The sequence below is a fragment of the Streptomyces sp. NPDC038707 genome, assembly GCF_040636485.1.
In the GTDB taxonomy this organism is placed as follows: domain Bacteria; phylum Actinomycetota; class Actinomycetes; order Streptomycetales; family Streptomycetaceae; genus Streptomyces.
On sequence record NZ_JBEZUP010000002.1, the window covers coordinates 39,890 to 59,512 of the forward strand.

The following is a 19,623-nucleotide window of genomic DNA, read 5'->3' on the forward strand; positions in this document are numbered from 1 at the left end:
GCTGAGAAGCGCCCAGGCGGGCCGATAGCCCTCATCGTCTAGCGGCCTAGGACGCCGCCCTTTCAAGGCGGTAGCACGGGTTCGAATCCCGTTGGGGGCACGCATTACCGTGTGCGACACTGTTGCACACACGCTTGGTCCTGTGGAGCAGTTTGGAGTGCTCGCCACCCTGTCAAGGTGGAGGCCGCGGGTTCAAATCCCGTCAGGACCGCTGGTGTTTCACGTGAAACACCGTGGCTGGGTAGCTCAGTTGGTACGAGCGTCCGCCTGAAAAGCGGAAGGTCGCCGGTTCGACCCCGGCCCCAGCCACAGCCGCCCTACCAGGGCGTAAGCCCCTCTCTGGCGCTAGCAGAGAGGGGCTTATTTTTTTGCCCGCGCCCACTGGTACGCCGACCCGTCTCAGGGGAGGGCGACGCCGGCCCTTCATCTGGCTGCTCCTGCGAACGGTGGCGATTTGTCGCTGGCCCCCGTTCACGCCGGAGTGCGCGCTAGGTTGCTGGTGAATCGGCTCTGTCGTGCCTGGACGCCTCGCTCGTCCCGGGCGAGGTCCGGCCTGGGGAACCGGGTCGGGAGCGACAACGGACAGGAGCCGACGGATGGGGCGAGTCACTGCCATCGCGGGGTGTGTCCAGCACTTCTTCTGCGTGCGCGGGAGATCGAAACGCAGGGAGGTCGCCCCCTGGAAGCCACTGCACGAGACAACCGCAAGTCATCAGCGCTCCACAATCGCCCGGTAGCGCCCCTTCGGCTGTGTCATCGAGGCTCTGACCCAACGCGTACCTTCCGCGCCGGCCGGGATCTCTTCGTCCCTACGCTCGTCCGTGCCGGCACCACCACCCCGTATGTCGACGGAGCAGCCCCTCGTGAAGGCCTTACCGAGCATCGACCCCACGCCGCCGCTCGACCGGTATCCCGAGCGGGTCTGGTACACCTCGTACGGCTCGAACACCCATCTGGGCCGGCTCGCCGCCTATATCCGGGGCGGGCGTCCGCCCGGTGCGGGCCGGGAGTACCCGGGCTGCCGCGACCCCGCCATGCCGGCCCGGTCGCTGCCGGTGGAGCTGACCGGCGCGATGTACTTCGCCACCGAATCCTCCGTATGGGGCGGCGGGCGCGCCTTCTACGACCCGGAGGCGGACGGGCGGGTGCTGGCCCGGGCGCATCTGGTGACCACCGGCCAGTTCGCCGACATCGCCGCCCAGGAGATGTACCGGGCGCCGGGCGTGGACCTCGACCTGGCGGACGTCCTCGCCCGGGGGCGTGCCGTGCTGGGCGAGGGCCGCTACGAGACGCTCGTCTGCGCCGGCCAGGTGGAGGGCCTGCCGGTGCTCACCTTCACGGCGCCGTGGGGGATGAACGACGTGCCGTGGGTCGCGCCCTCCGCCGCCTACGTCCGCTTCCTGGCCGCGGGCCTGCTCTCCGCCGGCGCGTGGGACACCGACGCGGTCGCCTCCTACGTCGCCTCCTGCCCCGGCGCGGACGGACACTGGTCACCCCGGGCCGTCACCGCCCTCCTCACCGACGGCCCGGACGGCCACGGCGGCCCGGAGGACGCCTGACCCCGTCCGGGAGCCGCCCGGCCGGGCGCGCCTTGGCACCGCGCCCGCCCGGCGCTACGTTCGGGCTCGTCGCGCGTGGTGCGCGGGAACGGGGGGAGAGAACATGAGCCGGAACGAGGACAGAGCCGGGCGGGACACCGACCTGGAGAAGATCCGGGCCCGGTACGGGCTGTTCGCGGTCGTCGCCAGCAATCTCGCGATCTCCCTGGTGGCGGTCGTCGGGGTATGGCGGCTCGACGGGGACAAAGCGGTGATCGTCGGCATCCTCACCGCCGCGTTCACCGCCGTCAGCAGCATGACCACGGCCTACCTGGGCATCAAGGCCATCTCCAACACCGCCAGGTCCATCGCCCTGGGCGAGGGCACGGCCCGCCGGCAGCCCGAGACGGCCCCGGCGGCCCCGCCCGCCCAGCGCGCCTCCTAGAGTCCCCGGTCCTCCTCCGCGGCCGGTCCCACCGGGCGTCCGCCCGGGTGGCGGTGGCGCCAGATCAGGAAGACCGCGCAGGAGACCACCGCCCAGCCCGCCAGCACCAGGAACGGGAACGCGTGCTGGTGGCCCCGGAAGTACACGGCGGTGTGCTGGGCGTTCACCGAGGCGCCGGGCGGCAGCCAGCGGCCGATCGTGCCGAGCAGGGACGGCAGCAGCGGCCAGGAGACGGCACCGCCGGACGACGGGTTGCCCAGCAGGACCATCAGCCCCCAGGTCGGCAGCATCGCCCACCGGCCGAACAGGGTGTTGAACATCGTGAACACCATGCCGGAGGTGAACATCGTGTAGGCGAGGATGGCCCACGACTCGACGAACGGCAGCCGCACCGCCCCCAGCCACCAGTCGACCACCGCGGCGATCGTGAACCCGCCCAGCACGGAGTAGGCGACGGTGTAGGCGATCCGTTCCGCCGGGTTCAGCTCCCGCGCGTGCACGCTGAGCTGGATGGCGCCGACGAACCCGATGATCACGGCGGCCAGGGTGATGTAGAAGATGGCCAGTCCCCGCGGGTCGCCCCGCTGCAACGGCTTGAGGTCGTGGACCGCCACCGCCGTCCCGGTGGCCTTGCCGACCTGCTCCGCCGCCTGCCCCAGCACCTGGGCGACCGTCGCGCCGGACGCCCCCGACACGTCCAGGGTGACCGTCCGGCCGCCGGCGGGCATGTCCAGCACCGCGAACACCTTCTGCTCGTCCACGGCCCGTACCGCGTCCTCGCGGCTGCCGTACGCGTGCAGCCGCATGGAGGCGGCCAGCGCCTTCTCCATGCCGTCGATGAAGCGCCGGGCGGCCGGCTCGTCGTAGTGGCCGGTGACCGCCGTCGGGATGCCGTGCGGGGTCGGGTTGGCCATGGCGTACGTGTACGAGCCGGCGAAGAGGCCGGCCGCGGCGGCGAGGATGAGGACGAGGACCGTGGCGGGGAGGAAGGGCGATTCCCGGAATGCCGCCCAGCGTCGTGAATCGGGCATAACGGTCACTTTGGCATCCCGTCGTACGAGGTGCCTCCCGATCGCCCGGGACCGCCCGCCGCCCCCGGTCAAATCGTTCGCGTGTTTTTCGCCCCGGGTGAGATCCTGGATCGCGTATGTCTACGCATCCCGCCCCCGCCCTCGGCACCCTCGCCCCCCGCCTGACCGAGCTGTCGCTGCGCGACGCGCACCGGATCGGGCGGCGGCTGGAGGGCGCGCGCAAGATCCGCAAGCCGGAGGCGCGCGCCGCCGTCCTCGCCGAGATCGAGACCGAGATCGACCGCGCCGCCCACCGGATGGCCGAGCGCCGCTCCCGCGTGCCGGCCGTCACCTACCCCGAGCAACTGCCGGTCAGCCAGAAGAAGGACGCGATCGCGGACGCCATCCGCGACCACCAGGTCGTGATCGTGGCCGGTGAGACCGGCTCCGGCAAGACCACGCAGATCCCCAAGATCTGTATGGAGCTGGGCCGGGGCGTGCGCGGCATGATCGGGCACACCCAGCCGCGCCGGATCGCCGCCCGGACGGTCGCCGAGCGGGTCGCGGAGGAGCTGAAGACCCCGCTGGGCGAGGCCGTCGGCTGGAAGGTCCGCTTCACCGACCAGGTGAACCCGGAAGCCACCTTCGTCAAGCTGATGACGGACGGCATCCTGCTCGCCGAGATCCAGACCGACCGCGAGCTGCGCGCCTACGACACGATCATCATCGACGAGGCCCACGAACGGTCCCTCAACATCGACTTCCTGCTGGGCTACCTGGCCCAGCTGCTGCCCAGGCGCCCGGACCTGAAGGTCGTCATCACCTCGGCGACCATCGACCCCGAGCGCTTCTCCCGGCACTTCGGCGACGCCCCGATCATCGAGGTGAGCGGGCGGACGTACCCCGTGGAGGTGCGCTACCGCCCCCTCCTGGAGGAGGAGTCCGAGGACGCCGACCGCGACCAGATCACCGCCATCACCGACGCCGTCGAGGAACTGATGGCCGAGGGGCCCGGCGACATCCTGGTCTTCCTCTCCGGTGAGCGGGAGATCCGGGACACGGCGGACGCGCTGGAGAAGAAGAAGTACAGATTCACCGAGGTCCTGCCGCTGTACGCCCGGCTCTCCCACGCCGAGCAGCACCGCGTCTTCCAGCAGCACACCGGGCGCAGGATCGTCCTGGCCACCAACGTCGCCGAGACCTCCCTCACCGTCCCGGGCATCAAGTACGTCATCGACCCCGGCTTCGCCCGCATCAGCCGCTACAGCCACCGCACCAAGGTGCAGCGGCTGCCCATCGAGCCGATCAGCCAGGCCAGCGCCAACCAGCGCAAGGGCCGCTGCGGCCGTACGTCCGACGGCATCTGCATCCGGCTGTACTCGGAGGAGGACTTCCTCGCCCGCCCCGAGTTCACGGACGCGGAGATCCTGCGGACGAACCTCGCCTCCGTCATCCTCCAGATGACCGCGGCCGGCCTCGGCGACATCGAGAAGTTCCCCTTCATCGACCCGCCGGACCACCGCAACATCCGCGACGGCGTGCAGCTGCTCCAGGAGCTGGGCGCGCTGGACCCGGCCCAGAAGGACCCCCGCAAGCGGCTCACCGACACCGGCCGCAAGCTGGCCCAGCTGCCGGTCGACCCGCGGCTGGCCCGGATGGTCCTGGAGGCCGCCGGGAACGACTGTGTCCGCGAGGTCATGGTGATCGCCGCCGCGCTGTCCATCCAGGACCCGCGCGAGCGGCCGGCCGACAAGCAGACCCAGGCCGACCAGCAGCACGCCCGCTTCAAGGACGAGACCAGCGACTTCCTCGCCTATCTGAACCTGTGGCGTTACGTCCGCGAACAGCAGAAGGAGCGCGGCTCCAGCTCCTTCCGCCGGATGTGCAAGCAGGAGTACCTGAACTTCCTGCGCATCCGCGAATGGCAGGACATCTACACCCAGCTGCGCACGGTCGCCAAGCAGCTGGGCATCCACCTGAACGAGGAGGACGCCCCGGCCGACCGCGTCCACGTCTCCCTCCTGGCCGGCCTGCTGTCCCACATCGGGATGAAGGACGTCAAGGACGGCAACAAGAACGAGTACCTGGGCGCCCGCAACGCCAAGTTCGCGATCTTCCCGGGCTCGGCGCTGTTCAAGAAGCAGCCCAGGTTCCTGATGTCGGCCGAGCTGGTGGAGACGTCCAGGCTCTGGGCCCGGGTCAACGCCAAGATCGAGCCCGAGTGGGTCGAACCCCTCGCCGGACACCTGCTGAAGCGCACGTACAGCGAACCGCACTGGGAGAAGGACCAGGCGGCCGTGATGGCCTACGAGAAGGTCACGCTGTACGGCGTCCCGATCGTCGCCCAGCGCAAGGTGAACTACGGCCGGATCGACCCCGAGGTCTCCCGCGAGCTGTTCATCCGCAACGCGCTGGTGGAGGGCGACTGGCGCACGCACCACAAGTTCTTCGCCGACAACCGCAGGCTGCTCAGCGAGGTCGAGGAGCTGGAGCACCGCGCCCGGCGCCGGGACATCGTGGTCGACGACGACACGCTCTTCGACTTCTACGACCAGCGGGTGCCCGAACACGTCGTCTCCGGCGCCCACTTCGACTCCTGGTGGAAGCACAAACGCCACGAGCAGCCCGACTTCCTGGACTTCGAGCGGGAGATGCTCATCCGGGAGTCCGCGGAGGCGGTCACCAAGGCCGACTACCCGGACACCTGGCGCCAGGGCAACCTGAAGTTCAGGGTCACCTACCAGTTCGAGCCGGGCGCGGACGCCGACGGCGTGACCGTGCACATCCCGCTCCAGGTCCTCAACCAGGTCACGGACGAGGGTTTCGACTGGCAGATCCCGGGCCTGCGCGAGGAGGTGGTGACGGAGCTGATCCGCTCGCTGCCCAAGCCGATCCGCCGCAACTACGTACCGGCGCCGAACTACGCCAAGGCGTTCCTGGAACGGGCGGTGCCCCTCCAGGAGCCGCTGACCGTCACCATGGCCCGCGAGCTGAAGCGGATGGTCGGCGTGCCGTTCGAGGCGGACGACTTCGACTGGGCGAAGGTCCCCGACCACCTGAAGATCACCTTCCGGATCGTCGACGAGCGGCGCCGGGGGCTCGCCGAGGACAAGGACCTGGAGGCGCTGAAGCTCCGGCTCAAGCCGAAGGCGCGCAAAGCCCTGTCCCAGGCCGCGGCGGCGACCGCGTCCCGCGAGGGCGGCGAGGCCCTGGAGCGCAAGGGGCTCACCGACTGGACGATCGGCACCCTCAACCGGGTCTTCGAGACCCGCCGGGCCGGACAGCCGGTTCGGGCGTACCCGGCGCTGGTGGACGACGGCGACACGGTCTCGGTCCGGCTTTTCGACACCGAGGCGGAGCAGGCGGAGGCCATGTGGAAGGGCACCCGCCGGCTGATCCTGCGCAACATCCCGGTGAACCCGGCGAGGTTCGCGTCCGAGAAGCTGACGAACCAGCAGAAGCTGGCCCTGTCCGCGAATCCGCACGGCTCCGTCCAGGCCCTGTTCGACGACTGCGCGATGGCGGCGGCGGACAAGCTGATCGCGGACTTCGGCGGCCCGGCGTGGGACGAGGAGTCGTACCGGAAGCTGTACGACAAGGTGCGCGCGGAGATCGTGGACACCACGGTCCGCACGGTCGCCCAGGTGCAGCAGGTGCTGGCCGCCTGGCAGGCCTGTGAGCGGCGCCTGAAGGCCGTACACAGCCCCGCCCTGCTCGCCAGCCTGACGGACGTCCGCAAGCAGCTGGACGCCCTCGTGAAGCCCGGCTTCGTCACCTGGGCGGGCATACGGCGGCTGCCCGACCTGATGCGCTATCTGGTGGCCGCCGACCGGCGTCTGCAGCAGATGCCGGCCAACGTGCAGCGGGACACCACGCGCATGGAGAAGGTGCACGAGATGCAGGACGAGTACGCCTGGCTGCTGGAGCAGCTTCCCCGGGGCCGCCCGGTGCCGCAGCAGGTGCTGGACATCCGCTGGATGATCGAGGAGCTGCGGGTCAGCTATTTCGCCCACGCGCTGGGCACGGCGTACCCGGTCTCGGACAAGCGGATCGTGAAGGCGATCGACGCGGCGGCCCCGTAGCCGCCCGGGTACGGAGGGTGAGTTCGACCAGGGCCCTCACCCTCCTGTACAGTCCTTCTCGCAGCGCAACGCACGAACAAGCGCCGCGAGCAAGGTCCTGTGGAGCAGTTTGGAGTGCTCGCCACCCTGTCAAGGTGGAGGCCGCGGGTTCAAATCCCGTCAGGACCGCATCGTGAAGGGCCCCCGAGAGGGGGCCCTTTCGTTTGTGCCGGGTCGGCGTGCGGCCTTGACGGGGTGTCTTCCCGCCGGTACCCAGGGAGCAGGGCCCGTTCCTCCTGTGCGGCCCCTGGAGGTGGCGTATGGCGGCGTCGGTCAGGCACGAGACCCGGGCGCTCCTGAGAGCCCATCTGTCGGCCGCCTCGTCCTACCGTCACCTCACCCGCCACTGTCCCGTCTGCCACCGCCTGCTGCGGCTGGCGATGGCCGCCGGCCCGCGGGGCCGGGAGGGCGAGCGGGAGACCGCCGAGGGCGACGGACGCCGCCGCGCGTGACCCCGCCGGGCCCAACACCCGTACGGGCGTGGGACCCTGGCACCGGCGCCTCCCTTTAACCCACACGGACCGCGAGCAGCAAGCGCCCTGCCGTGTGACGGGAGTCACCGCACAAGTCCGGGAAACAGGGGAACTTACCCCCTCCCTACAACGGGTCAATTTAATATGTGCAATTGCACCCTCTCCCGAGGTCGCACACAGCGGTTCCGACAGCCCTCCCCAGAGTCCGACAAGGACGCTCACAGACGCCGCCCCCGCCCTCGACCTGCGCACAAAAAAGATCGCGCCGGACTCGGCGGAGTCCAGCGCGATCTACGACGCACCCTGTGCCGTGTGCCTACGGCGTCCTCTTCGGCCTGGGCGGGGGCCCTGTTGGGGCAGGACCCGCGTCGCTTGGAGCTAGGGTTTCGGGCGCCCCGGACGGTTGGGGGACCGTCCGCCTTGCCCGGTTATGCGGTTGTTCAGGCCTCGCTGCGCTGCTGCGGGATGCCCGCCAGCAGCGCCCGGACCTCCGCCTCGCGGTAGCGGCGGTGCCCACCGAGCGTGCGGATAGACGTGAGCTTGCCGGCCTTCGCCCACCGCGTGACCGTCTTGGGGTCGACGCGGAACATGGTGGCGACCTCAGCGGGGGTCAGCAGCGGCTCGGCATCAGGGGTGCGAGCGGTCATGAGCGGCCTCCTCGGGAGAACCGAACCTTCTCGGTTCTTTCCTCTAAATTCTGCACCTTGACCCGCGTTGCCCGAAATGGCGGACGCGAGTCGAGTCGGTTATAGGACGAACGGCTTGTCCTCGGCACTACAACTACACCATCTGTCCAGCCGCGTCGGCCAAACCGATGGAATTGCCCTCCCAGGTGTTCATCAGCGACGGATGCCGATGGACCATGCCATAGCGGACAGTCACGCCACTGTGACGATCAGTCACAGTGGCGTGCAGGAGTCACCGGACCCCCCAAAGCGTGCAATGCTGAGATTCCGGCCACAGTGGAGCATAGTGGGACGGAAGGAGTCCTCCCCGGACTCCTTGTCCTATTTTGGCACGAGGGACGGCATCCAGGGCAAGGGCCTTGTAAGTGCAGTCCATCACCCTTGGGACAAAAGTCCAGATCGAGTCCAACGTCCCGTCAGATGGTCAAGCGAGGTAGAACGTACGTCTTCCGGTGCCGGTTTGACTGTGACGCACGCCACTCAGTTCGCGGAGCGCCGGTCCCTGACCGCCCGCCAGCGCTCCACCAGCCGCCCGTACGCCTCTCCGGCGGCCGTCCCGTCGCCCTGGCGCAGCGCCTCGATGCCGGCCGCCACGTCCGCCGCCGAGTGGTCGCCCTCCAGCTCGCCCGCCGGCAGCACGTGCACCAGCCCGCCGTAGTCCAGCTCCACCAGCGAGCGCGGGTGGAACTCCTCCAGCCACCGGCCGACGTCCACCACGCCGTCGACCAGCGGGCCCTCCTCGACGGTGTCCCGCAGGGTGCGCAGCGCCCGCGCCACCCGCCGCCGGGCCTGCACCATCGGGGTGCGGTAGCGCAGCACCGGCGGCACGTCGGCGGTCCCCTTGTCGTACCGCCGCTCCTCGTCCGAGACCAGCACGAACCAGTTCAGCGGCACCTGCCAGGTCGCCGTGCGGATCCACGGGCGGGCGTCGGGGTTGCGGGCGAGCCAGCGCTCGTAGTCCTGCGCCGCCTGCCGGCGCACCACGGGCGGCAGCACCGCGTCCAGCACCGGCGGGGGCAGCTCCTCCGCCAGCCCGTCCAGGGCCTGCCAGCCGCGCAGCCGGGTCCGCCAGGGGCACACGCAGACCTCCCCGTCGACCTCCAGCACGAAGGCGTCCCCGCTCTCGTGCACGGGTACCGCGATCGGCGGGACGGCCACCAAGTCGGCCAGGGAACGCCGCAGTTCGTCCTGGTAGGACGGGCGGTCGGGGCGGCGGGCGTAACGCGCCCAGTGGTCCCGCTCCGGCTCCGGGAAGGCGCCCAGCGGTTCGTACACACGCAGGTAGGCGGCATAGGGGACGACCACGGAGGACACCTTGGGCACGCCTGCTCCCTCCCCATCGGGCCCGGCTCGAAACCACTGCGAATCGTGCCACGGACATGCGTGCGCGGCGGGCCCGGGAGAGTGATCCTGAACACTGAGCGGATGGTGACGGGGCCGAGGCTCTACGCTCATGCCACGGCTCCCCGCCACCCGTACGGGGACCGACCCCACTCGCCGCTAGTACACAGGAGTCACCACAGTGACCGACGTAACCGGCGCGCCTGCCGATGTCCTGCACACCCTGTTCCACTCGGACCAGGGCGGCCATGAGCAGGTCGTGCTCTGCCAGGACCGCGCCAGCGGCCTCAAGGCCGTGATCGCCCTCCACTCCACCGCCCTGGGCCCCGCCCTCGGCGGCACGCGCTTCTACCCGTACGCGACCGAGGCCGAGGCCGTCGCCGACGCCCTGAACCTCGCGCGCGGGATGTCGTACAAGAACGCCATGGCCGGGCTGGACCACGGCGGCGGCAAGGCCGTGATCATCGGCGACCCGGAGCGCGACAAGACCGAGGAGCTGCTGCTCGCCTACGGGCGGATGGTCGCCTCCCTCGGCGGTCGCTACGTCACCGCCTGCGATGTCGGCACGTACGTCGCGGACATGGACGTGGTGGCCCGCGAGTGCCGCTGGACCACCGGCCGCTCCCCGGAGAACGGCGGGGCCGGCGACTCCTCGGTGCTCACCGCCTTCGGTGTCTACCAGGGCATGCGGGCCAGTGCCCAGCACCTGTGGGGCGACCCGTCGCTGCGCGGCCGCAAGGTCGGCATCGCCGGCGTCGGCAAGGTCGGCCGCCACCTGGTGCGGCACCTGCGCGACGAGGGCGCCGAGGTCGTGATCACCGATGTGCGCGCCGATGCCGTGCGGCGCATCCTCGACGAGCACCCCGAGGGCGTGACGGCCGTCGCCGGCACCGAGGCGCTGATCCGCGCAGAGGGTCTCGACATCTACGCCCCCTGCGCGCTCGGCGGCGCCCTGAACGACCTCACCGTGCCGGTGCTCACCGCCGAGGTGGTGTGCGGCGCGGCCAACAACCAGCTCGCCCACCCGGGCGTGGAGAAGGACCTCGCCGACCGCGGGATCCTCTACGCGCCGGACTACGTGGTGAACGCCGGCGGGGTCATCCAGGTGGCCGACGAGCTGCACGGGTTCGACTTCGACCGGTGCAAGGCGAAGGCGTCGGAGATCTTCGACACCACGCTGGCCATATTCGCACGTGCGAAGGAGGACGGGATCCCGCCGGCCGCCGCGGCCGACCGGATCGCCGAGCAGCGGATGGCCGACGCCCGTGCGGAGCGCGCCGCGCGCTAGTCGTTTCGCACACATGAGCGGTACCCGTCGGCGGGAACTTCGAGAGAACTCTCACTTCCCCCGGCGGGTCGCTCCCCGATAAGTGGTTAAAATCGCCACTGACCAGCGAGGACGGGGCGCCTCGAAGGTCCTGGGCACACGCGCGTGCTGCGGGCGACGTACCGTATGGGCGCGGGCTCAGGTACCGTGGAAGCCCTACGGACCGGCCTCTCCACGGAGAGTCCGTTCCAGAACATGAACGCGTGTCAGACTCTGGGGCCGTCGAGCCCCGTCGTTGAGGGGGTCGAGCCATGGGGCGCGGCCGGGCCAAGGCCAAGCAGACGAAGGTCGCCCGCCAGCTGAAGTACAACAGCGGTGGGACGGACCTCTCACGCCTGGCCGAGGAGCTGGGCGCATCGACGTCGAACCAGTCGCCGAACGGCGACCGATTCGAGGACGATGAGCACGACGACGACCTGTATGCACGGTACGCCGACCTCTATGAGGACGACGACGACGAGGACGAGGGTCCTCAGCAGCACCGTCGCGGCGCGTAACGCTTGCAGCGGGCTTGCTTGCAGCGGGATTCACCGCACTTTCCCGGTCCGGGGCCGTAGCACCGGACCGGGTTTTGTGCTGCCGTGGCGGGGCCGGGGCCCCGCGGGCCGGTCCTACGCGTAGTCACCGATCAGCTCGGCGCCCGTGGTCTGCTCGCCGCGCTCGGTGATCTCGCCGGCCACCCAGGCGTCGACGCCCCGGTCGGCGAGCGTCGCGAGGGCCACCTCGGCCGACTCCGGCGGCACGATCGCCATCATGCCGACGCCCATGTTGAGGGTCTTCTCCAGCTCCAGGCGCTCGACGCTGCCGGTCTTCCCGACCAGGTCGAAGATCGCGCCCGGGGTCCAGGTGGAGCGGTCGACCACCGCGTGCAGACCGTCCGGGATCACCCGGGCCAGGTTCGCCGCGAGCCCGCCGCCGGTGATGTGGCTGAACGCGTGCACCTCGGCCGTGCGGGTCAGGGCCAGGCAGTCCAGCGAGTAGATCTTCGTGGGCTCCAGCAGCTCCTCGCCGAGGCTGCGGCCCAGCTCCGCGATCTCCGACTCCAGGGACAGCCCGGCGCGGTCCAGCAGGACGTGGCGGACCAGGGAGTACCCGTTCGAGTGAAGACCGGAGGACGCCATGGCGATCACGGTGTCACCCGTGCGGATGCGTTCGGCGCCCAGCAGCCGGTCGGCCTCCACGACGCCCGTACCGGCCCCGGCGACGTCGAAGTCGTCCTCGCCCAGCAGGCCCGGGTGTTCGGCCGTCTCACCGCCCACCAGGGCGCAGCCGGCCAGCACACAGCCCTCCGCGATGCCCTTGACGATGGCCGCGACCCGCTCGGGGTGGACCTTGCCGACGCAGATGTAGTCGGTCATGAACAGCGGCTCGGCACCGCACACCACGATGTCGTCCATGACCATGGCGACCAGGTCGTGGCCGATGGTGTCGTAGACGCCCATGCGGCGGGCGATGTCGACCTTCGTGCCGACGCCGTCCGTGGCGGAGGCGAGCAGGGGGCGTTCGTAGCGCTTGAGGGCGGAGGCGTCGAAGAGTCCGGCGAAGCCGCCGAGGCCGCCCAGCACCTCGGGGCGGCGGGTCTTCTTCACCCACTCCTTCATGAGCTCGACGGCGCGGTCGCCCGCCTCGATGTCGACGCCCGCCGCTGCGTAGCTGGCACCGGTTGTCTCAGACATGGCTGTGAGAGCTTTCGTGTCGTACTGCGGGGGTGTTACGGGCGGCGGATCGCGTCGGACGCGGCCGTGGCGGCGGGACCGGCGGCCAGCTCGGTCTCCAGCAGCTGCTTGCCGAGCAGCTCGGGGTCCGGCAGCTCCATCGGGTACTCGCCGTCGAAGCAGGCACGGCACAGGTTCGGCTTGGCGATCGTGGTGGCCTCGATCATGCCGTCGAGGGAGATGTAGGCCAGGGAGTCGGCGCCGAGGCTGGTGCCGATCTCCTCGATGCTCATGCCGTTGGCGATCAGCTCCGCGCGGGTGGCGAAGTCGATGCCGAAGAAGCAGGGCCACTTCACGGGCGGCGAGGAGATCCGGATGTGGACCTCGGCGGCGCCCGCCTCGCGGAGCATGCGGACCAGGGCGCGCTGGGTGTTGCCGCGCACGATCGAGTCGTCGACGACGACCAGGCGCTTGCCCTTGATGACTTCCTTGAGCGGGTTCAGCTTCAGCCGGATGCCCAGCTGGCGGATGGTCTGCGAGGGCTGGATGAAGGTCCGGCCGACGTAGGCGTTCTTGACCAGGCCGGCGCCGAAGGGGATGCCGGAGGCCTCCGCGTAGCCGATGGCGGCCGGGGTGCCGGACTCCGGGGTCGCTATGACCAGATCGGCCTCGACCGGGGCCTCCTTGGCCAGCCGGCGGCCCATCTCCACCCGGGAGAGGTACACGTTGCGGCCGGCGATGTCGGTGTCCGGGCGGGCCAGGTACACGTACTCGAAGACACAGCCCTTGGGCTTCGCTTCCGCGAATCGCGAGCTGCGCAGGCCGTTCTCGTCCACGGCGATGAACTCGCCGGGCTCGATCTCGCGCACGAAGCTGGCGCCGGTGATGTCCAGGGCGGCGGTCTCGGAGGCGACCACCCAGCCGCGCTCCAGGCGGCCGAGGACCAGCGGGCGGATGCCCTGCGGGTCACGGGCGGCGTAGAGGGTGTGCTCGTCCATGAAGACGAGCGAGAAGGCGCCCCGCACCTTCGGGAGGACCGCATGGGCGGCCTCCTCGATGGTCAGCGGCTTGCCGTCCTCGTCGACCTGGGCGGCCAGCAGGGCCGTCAGCAGGTCGGTGTCGTTGGTGGCCGCGACCCGGGCGGAGCGGCTGTTGTTGTCGTTGGGCAGGGCGGCGACCATCTCGGCGAGCTGCGCCGTGTTGACCAGGTTGCCGTTGTGGCCGAGCGCGATCGAGCCGTGCGCGGTGGCACGGAACGTCGGCTGGGCGTTCTCCCACACGGAGGCGCCGGTGGTCGAGTAGCGGGCGTGTCCGACCGCGATGTGACCCTGGAGCGAACCGAGCGAGGTTTCGTCGAAGACCTGGGAGACCAGGCCCATGTCCTTGAAGACGAGGATCTGGGAGCCGTTGCTGACCGCGATTCCCGCGGATTCCTGACCCCGGTGCTGGAGGGCGTAGAGCCCGAAGTACGTGAGCTTTGCGACCTCTTCACCCGGAGCCCAGACGCCGAAGACGCCGCAAGCGTCCTGGGGGCCCTTTTCGCCGGGAAGCAGATCGTGATTGAGTCGACCGTCACCACGTGGCACGCCACCGAGTGTAGGCGAGGTCGTCCACTGGTCCGAATTGGGGACACGTGGCCTCGGCCGGACCGGGCACCCCGATCACCTTGGTGGTTTTCGCGTTTACGCAGGTCAGGTGATGTGCCCTGGCGACAGCTCCGCTCCCGGACCCGGCCACGGTCAGGCGATTACGAACGATTTCGCCGCCGCGATGAGTGAGGTGTCGCACATCATTCGGGAGCGTCCCGGGTGAGGTGGACGCGGTCACCGTGACCGGTGGTGAGCGTGAGCCTGCCGTGCTCGGCCGTGCCGGTGAGGGTCTGCCCGTCGAGCGCCCGGGCGAGCGCGCGCTCGAAGGTCATCCGGACGGGGTCACAGGCCATCTTGGTGGTGCGCAGCGCCCCGAAGGCGATCCGGTCCCCGTGCACGCCGACGCGGGCGCTGAACCGGTTGCAGCCGAGGTTGCCGGACGCGCTGCCGTCCGCGCCGATCCGCAGGCTCGGGGAACCGGCGGCGGGCGCGGCCAGGCTCTCACCGCCGACGGCGACCCGTTCGACCCGCCACTCCACCCCGGTCACCGGTTCGCTCCCGTCCATGGCCCCACTGTCCGCCTTCCCGGCCGCGCAGGCCACCACCAGCGGAACCGCCGCCGCACCGAGCCACCGCTTGTACCGTTCCATACGGTTTCGACGTCGCCGGGCGGCCGCCGGTTCCGCTATCCCAGCAGCGGCAGCAGCCCGCCGAGGTCGGCCCGCTCCCCGCTGGCGCCGACCCGCGCCCCGGCCACGGCGTCCGCCCAGGACAGCCGGCCGGTGGCGAGCCGGATCCAGGTCAGCGGGTCGGTCTCCACCACGTTGGGCGGGGTGCCGCGCGTGTGCCGGGGACCCTCCACGCACTGCACGACGGCGTACGGCGGCACGCGCACCTCGGTGGAGCCGCCGGGCGCCTTGACGGCCAGCGCGTCGGCGAGCAGCCGGGTGGCGGCGGCCAGGGCCTGCCGGTCGTACGGCACGTCGAGGCCCGGGACGGCGGCGTTCAGGTCGTCGGTGTGGACGACGAGTTCCACGGTGCGGGTGACGAGGTAGTCGTCCAGCGGCATGGCACCCACGTTGGTCTCCAGCAGCCGGCCGTCCGGGTACTCGGCCAGCAGGGCGCGCAGGCCGTCCTCGGCCTCGGCGAGGTAGGCGCCGAGGTCGGCGTGCTCCGCGGCGAGCCCGCGCGTGAAGGCGTCGATGGCGGCGGAGTTGGCGGACGTGGCGAAGGCCCAGTCGACCACCTGCACGTCCCGCTTCGCCGGCGCCGGCCGGGCGGCGGCCCGGTGCACGGCGGTGACGGCCATGCCGATGTGCGCGACCAGCTCCCGCACGGTCCACTCCCCGAGCCGGGTGGGCAGCCCGAGCCGCTCCTCGTCCAGCCCGCGCACGGCCTCCCGTACGTTGCCGAACTGGGCGAGCACGGCGGCCCGGGTCCTGCCGGGGTCGTAACTACGGGGACGCTTCTTGGCTGTTGGCATGAGACCGAGCCTATGCGGACCTCGATCACTCGTGCGGGTGGCCGACGTCGGAACCCGGCTCGGCGACGCCGGGACCGGACAACACTGGCCTGCGCCTGGAAGGGGGTGCAACATGACCGTTATGGCCGAGCGCACGTCTCAGATGTCGGTGCAGGAGTTCGAAGCGATCGCCTCCACCGCTCCCGAGACCGTCACGTTGGAGTTCATCAACGGACGGATCGGAGTCAAGAAGGTGGCCGACGGAGACCACGACACCATCGTGACCTGGCTGGCCCGGCGCTGTATGCAGACAAGGCCCGACCTCGATCTGTATCAGGGCCGTGGACTCCGAGTCGACGCATACCGCGAGGGCAGGGCGAAGCCGGACGCGGTGCTCGCCCCCGAGGCCCACTTCGCGGGGCACGGCGAGTGGGCCGACCCTGCCGGTGTGCTCATGGTCGTCGAGGTCACCTCGTACGACCCGGACACCGACCGGCGGGACCGGCAGGAGAAGCCGACGGCGTACGGCCAGGCGGGAATCCCGCTCTACCTCCTGATCGACCGGGACTCCTGCACGCTCACCGTGCACAGCGGGCCGGACCGGCGGATCGGCGGGTACCGCGACGTCCACACCGCGAAGTTCGGCGAGAAGGTGGCCCTGCCCGGCCCGATGGGCATCGAGCTGGACACGGAGCTCCTCAAGAACTACGTGCGCTGAGCCGGAAGGGCCCCGCCCGGACATGCTCGTCCGGGCGGGACCCTTCCGGCATGCGGGCGCTTACGCCAGCAGCGCCGGGATCGTCTCCTCGTGGGCCCCGCGGAGTTCGTCCAGGGTGAGGGAGAACTCGCCCTGGATCTCCACCGTGTCTCCGTCCACCACGCCGATGCGGGTGGCCGGCAGGCCGCGGGCGCCGCACATGTCGGTGAAGCGGACCTCCTCCGAGCGCGGAACGGCGACGAGGGCGCGGCCGGCCGACTCGGACAGGAGGAAGGTGAAGGCGTCCAGGCCGTCCGGGACGACCAGGCGGGCGCCGATGCCGCCGAGCAGCGCGGACTCCACGACCGCCTGGATCAGACCGCCGTCGGACAGGTCGTGCGCGGAGTCGATCATGCCGTCGCGGGAGGCGGAGATCAGGATCTCGGCCAGCAGCCGCTCCCGCTCCAGGTCCACCGCCGGGGGCAGCCCGCCGAGGTGGTCGTGGACCACCTGGGACCAGGCCGAGCCGCCGAACTCCTCGCGGGTGTCGCCGAGGAGGTAGATCAGCTGGCCCTCCTCCTGGAAGGCGACCGGGGTGCGGCGGGCCACGTCGTCGATCACGCCGAGGACGGCCACGACCGGGGTCGGGTGGATCGCCGCCTCGCCGGTCTGGTTGTAGAGCGAGACGTTGCCGCCGGTCACGGGCGTGCCGAGCTGCCGGCAGCCGTCGGCGAGGCCGCGTACCGCCTCCGCGAACTGCCACATCACCGCCGGGTCCTCGGGCGAGCCGAAGTTCAGGCAGTCCGAGACGGCCAGCGGCCTGGCGCCCGTGGTGGCCACGTTCCGGTAGGCCTCGGCGAGGGCCAGCTGCGCGCCCGTGTACGGGTCGAGCTTGGCGTACCGGCCGTTGCCGTCCGTCGCGATCGCGACGCCGAGGCCGGTCTCCTCGTCGATGCGGATCATGCCGGAGTCCTCCGGCTGGGCCAGCACGGTGTTGCCCTGCACGAAGTGGTCGTACTGCTGCGTGACCCACTTCTTCGACGCCTGGTTCGGCGACGCCACCAGCTTCAGGACCTGGTCCTTCAGCTCCTCGGCCGTCTCCGGGCGGGGCAGCTTGTTCGCGTCGTCCGCCTGGAGGGCGTCCTGCCAGCCGGGACGGGCGTACGGGCGCTCGTAGACCGGGCCGTCGTGCGCGACCGTGCGCGGGTCGACGTCCACGATCTTCTCGCCGTGCCAGAAGATCTCCAGCCGGTCGCCGTCGGTCACCTCGCCGATGACGGTGGCGATGACGTCCCACTTCTCGCAGATCTGAAGGAAGCGGTCGACCTTGTCCGGCTCCACGACCGCGCACATGCGTTCCTGCGACTCGCTCATGAGGATCTCCTCAGGAGACAGGGTCGAGTCGCGCAGCGGCACGTCGTCCAGCGTCACGCGCATGCCGCCGGAGCCGTTGGACGCCAGCTCGCTCGTCGCGCAGGACAGGCCGGCCGCGCCGAGGTCCTGGATGCCGACGACCAGCTTCTCCCTGAACGCCTCCAGGGTGCACTCGATGAGGAGCTTCTCCTGGAAGGGGTCGCCGACCTGGACGGCGGGACGCTTGGAGGGCTTGGCGTCGTCGAAGGTCTCGGAGGCCAGGATGGAGGCGCCGCCGATGCCGTCGCCGCCGGTCCGGGCGCCGTAGAGGATGACCTTGTTGCCCGCGCCGGACGCCTTGGCGAGGTGGATGTCCTCGTGCCGCATCACACCGATGGCACCGGCGTTGACCAGCGGGTTGCCCTGGTAGCAGGCGTCGAAGACGACCTCGCCGCCGATGTTGGGCAGGCCCAGGCAGTTGCCGTAGCCGCCGATGCCCGCGACCACGCCCGGCAGGACGCGCTTGGTGTCGGGGTGGTCGGCGGCGCCGAAGCGCAGCGGGTCCACGACCGCGACCGGGCGGGCGCCCATCGCGATGATGTCGCGGACGATGCCGCCGACACCGGTGGCCGCGCCCTGGTAGGGCTCGACGTACGACGGGTGGTTGTGCGACTCGACCTTGAAGGTCACGGCGTAGCCCTGGCCGACGTCGACCACGCCGGCGTTCTCGCCGATGCCGACGAGCAGCGCGTCCGACTGGGGCGCCTTCTCGCCGAACTGGCGCAGGTGGACCTTGGAGGACTTGTACGAGCAGTGCTCGGACCACATGACCGAGTACATGGCGAGTTCGGCGCCGGTCGGGCGGCGGCCGAGGATCTCCACCACCCGCTCGTACTCGTCCTTCTTCAGGCCGAGTTCGGCCCAGGGCAGCTCGACGTCGGGGGTCGCGGCCGCGTGCTCGACCGTGTCCAGAGGCGTCCGGCTCATGCGTTGACCAGCTTCTTGAGGATCGAGGTGAAGAACGGGAGCCCGTCGGTACGGCCGGTACCGATCAGCGGCTCGACGGCGTGCTCGGGGTGCGGCATGAGGCCGACGACGTTCCCGGCCTCGTTGGTGATGCCGGCGATGTCCCGCAGCGAGCCGTTCGGATTGAAGTCCAGGTAACGGAAGACGACGCGGCCCTCCGCCTCCAGCTTGTCGAGCGTGTACGCGTCGGCGACGTACCGGCCGTCCATGTTCTTCAGCGGGATGTGGATCTCCTGCCCGGCGCGGTAGTCGCCGGTCCAGGCCGTCTCCGCGTTCTCCACCCGCAGCTTCTGGTCGCGGCAGATGAAGTGGAGGTGGTCGTTGCCGAGCATGCCGCCCGGGAGGAGGTGGGCCTCGGTGAGGATCTGGAAGCCGTTGCAGATGCCGAGGACCGGCAGCCCGGCCTTCGCCTGCTCGATCACGGAGTCCATCACCGGCGAGAACCGTGAGATGGCGCCGGCCCGCAGATAGTCGCCGTAGGAGAAGCCGCCGGGCAGGACCACGGCGTCGACCTGCTTGAGGTCCTTGTCCTTGTGCCACAGGGCGACCGGCTCGGCGCCCGCGAGGCGGATCGCGCGCTGGGTGTCCCGGTCGTCCAGGCTGCCCGGGAAAGTGACGACGCCAATACGAGCGGTCACTTGGCCGCCTCCGCGACTTCGTCGACCCGGACCGTGAAGTCCTCGATCACGGTGTTGGCGAGGAAGGATTCCGCAAGATCGCGGATGCGGGCGAGGGCGGCCTCGTCGACCGGCCCGTCAACTTCCAGTTCGAAACGCTTTCCCTGACGTACGTCCGAGATCCCTTCGAATCCCAGGCGGGGCAGCGCACGCTGGACCGCCTGGCCCTGGGGGTCGAGGATCTCCGGCTTGAGCATGACGTCGACTACGACGCGTGCCACTG

General features: G+C 70.5%; 17 protein-coding genes and 4 tRNA genes. 11 read left to right on the forward strand and 10 right to left on the reverse strand.

Annotated features, from left to right (window positions below; genetic code table 11):
• The first annotated feature begins 27 nt into the window (after positions 1-27).
• The 5 genes from AB0E62_RS02735 (at position 28) to AB0E62_RS02755 (ending at position 1,983) form a co-directional block, all read left to right on the forward strand.
• Positions 28-100, forward strand: a tRNA-Glu gene (locus AB0E62_RS02735).
• Between the two features lie 36 nt (positions 101-136).
• Positions 137-211 (forward strand) — tRNA-Asp (locus tag AB0E62_RS02740).
• A 24-nt stretch (positions 212-235) separates the two neighbouring features.
• Positions 236-309: transfer RNA gene (locus AB0E62_RS02745), tRNA-Phe, on the forward strand.
• A 554-nt stretch (positions 310-863) separates the two neighbouring features.
• Positions 864-1,559: a histone deacetylase gene (locus tag AB0E62_RS02750; RefSeq protein WP_362187046.1), complete on the forward strand. Its 696-nt coding sequence runs from the start codon at positions 864-866 to the stop codon at positions 1,557-1,559.
• Positions 1,560-1,662: 103 nt separating this feature from the next.
• The gene (locus AB0E62_RS02755) at positions 1,663-1,983 is read left to right on the forward strand and encodes a hypothetical protein (RefSeq protein WP_362187049.1); all 321 of its coding nucleotides are present in this window, start codon (positions 1,663-1,665) and stop codon (positions 1,981-1,983) included.
• On the opposite strand, the gene AB0E62_RS02760 is transcribed toward AB0E62_RS02755, so the two are convergent.
• Entirely contained in the window at positions 1,980-3,014 is a 1,035-nt protein-coding gene (locus AB0E62_RS02760; RefSeq protein WP_362187052.1) for an ABC transporter permease, read from the reverse strand. The genes AB0E62_RS02755 and AB0E62_RS02760 overlap by 4 nt on opposite strands.
• A gap of 116 nt (positions 3,015-3,130) precedes the next feature.
• On the opposite strand from AB0E62_RS02760, the gene hrpA reads away from it, so the two are divergent.
• The 3 genes from hrpA (at position 3,131) to AB0E62_RS02775 (ending at position 7,566) form a co-directional block, all read left to right on the forward strand.
• Positions 3,131-7,075 (forward strand): ATP-dependent RNA helicase HrpA, encoded by a 3,945-nt coding sequence (gene hrpA / locus AB0E62_RS02765; protein WP_362187055.1) that lies wholly within the window; start codon positions 3,131-3,133, stop codon positions 7,073-7,075.
• A gap of 93 nt (positions 7,076-7,168) precedes the next feature.
• A tRNA-Asp gene (locus tag AB0E62_RS02770) sits at positions 7,169-7,243 on the forward strand.
• Between the two features lie 131 nt (positions 7,244-7,374).
• Positions 7,375-7,566 (forward strand): DUF6274 family protein, encoded by a 192-nt coding sequence (locus AB0E62_RS02775; RefSeq protein ID WP_362187058.1) that lies wholly within the window; start codon positions 7,375-7,377, stop codon positions 7,564-7,566.
• A gap of 461 nt (positions 7,567-8,027) precedes the next feature.
• On the opposite strand, the gene bldC is transcribed toward AB0E62_RS02775, so the two are convergent.
• Positions 8,028-8,234 carry a developmental transcriptional regulator BldC gene (gene bldC, locus AB0E62_RS02780; RefSeq protein WP_003949541.1) on the reverse strand — a complete coding sequence of 69 codons (207 nt, stop codon included), beginning with the start codon at positions 8,232-8,234 and terminating at the stop codon, positions 8,028-8,030.
• 519 nt (positions 8,235-8,753) lie between these two features.
• Entirely contained in the window at positions 8,754-9,596 is an 843-nt protein-coding gene (locus AB0E62_RS02785) for a hypothetical protein (RefSeq protein ID WP_362187061.1), read from the reverse strand.
• A gap of 199 nt (positions 9,597-9,795) precedes the next feature.
• Between AB0E62_RS02785 and AB0E62_RS02790 the strand changes: the two genes are divergently transcribed.
• Positions 9,796-10,902 carry a Glu/Leu/Phe/Val dehydrogenase dimerization domain-containing protein gene (locus AB0E62_RS02790; RefSeq protein WP_362187064.1) on the forward strand — a complete coding sequence of 369 codons (1,107 nt, stop codon included), beginning with the start codon at positions 9,796-9,798 and terminating at the stop codon, positions 10,900-10,902.
• A 290-nt stretch (positions 10,903-11,192) separates the two neighbouring features.
• Positions 11,193-11,438: a DUF3073 domain-containing protein gene (locus AB0E62_RS02795; protein WP_189752880.1), complete on the forward strand. Its 246-nt coding sequence runs from the start codon at positions 11,193-11,195 to the stop codon at positions 11,436-11,438.
• 114 nt (positions 11,439-11,552) lie between these two features.
• Here AB0E62_RS02795 and purM read toward each other — a convergent pair whose 3' ends face one another.
• The 4 genes from purM to AB0E62_RS02815 all read right to left on the reverse strand — a co-directional run bounded on the left by purM (position 11,553) and on the right by AB0E62_RS02815 (position 15,668).
• Positions 11,553-12,617, reverse strand: coding sequence for a phosphoribosylformylglycinamidine cyclo-ligase (gene purM, locus AB0E62_RS02800; protein WP_362187067.1), 1,065 nt, complete (start codon positions 12,615-12,617; stop codon positions 11,553-11,555).
• Between the two features lie 35 nt (positions 12,618-12,652).
• Positions 12,653-14,182 (reverse strand): amidophosphoribosyltransferase, encoded by a 1,530-nt coding sequence (purF, locus tag AB0E62_RS02805; RefSeq protein WP_362187070.1) that lies wholly within the window; start codon positions 14,180-14,182, stop codon positions 12,653-12,655.
• 203 nt (positions 14,183-14,385) lie between these two features.
• Complete coding sequence (locus AB0E62_RS02810) at positions 14,386-14,751, reverse strand: META domain-containing protein (protein WP_362187073.1); 366 nt, start codon at positions 14,749-14,751, stop codon at positions 14,386-14,388.
• A gap of 119 nt (positions 14,752-14,870) precedes the next feature.
• Entirely contained in the window at positions 14,871-15,668 is a 798-nt protein-coding gene (locus AB0E62_RS02815; RefSeq protein ID WP_362187076.1) for a sterol carrier family protein, read from the reverse strand.
• 112 nt (positions 15,669-15,780) lie between these two features.
• Here AB0E62_RS02815 and AB0E62_RS02820 point away from each other — a divergent pair, with 112 nt between their 5' ends.
• Positions 15,781-16,365 (forward strand): Uma2 family endonuclease, encoded by a 585-nt coding sequence (locus AB0E62_RS02820; protein ID WP_362187079.1) that lies wholly within the window; start codon positions 15,781-15,783, stop codon positions 16,363-16,365.
• Positions 16,366-16,425: 60 nt separating this feature from the next.
• Here AB0E62_RS02820 and purL read toward each other — a convergent pair whose 3' ends face one another.
• Genes purL through purS form a run of 3 tightly spaced genes read right to left on the reverse strand, consistent with a single transcriptional unit; the run spans position 16,426 to position 19,621 of the window.
• A complete protein-coding gene (gene purL / locus AB0E62_RS02825) occupies positions 16,426-18,684 on the reverse strand; it encodes a phosphoribosylformylglycinamidine synthase subunit PurL (protein WP_362187081.1) in 2,259 nt (752 codons plus the stop codon).
• Positions 18,681-19,361, reverse strand: coding sequence for a phosphoribosylformylglycinamidine synthase subunit PurQ (gene purQ / locus AB0E62_RS02830; RefSeq protein WP_362187084.1), 681 nt, complete (start codon positions 19,359-19,361; stop codon positions 18,681-18,683). Before purQ ends, purL begins: the two co-directional genes overlap by 4 nt.
• Positions 19,358-19,621 (reverse strand): phosphoribosylformylglycinamidine synthase subunit PurS, encoded by a 264-nt coding sequence (gene purS, locus AB0E62_RS02835; RefSeq protein WP_014673609.1) that lies wholly within the window; start codon positions 19,619-19,621, stop codon positions 19,358-19,360. Before purS ends, purQ begins: the two co-directional genes overlap by 4 nt.
• Positions 19,622-19,623 lie beyond the last annotated feature (2 nt).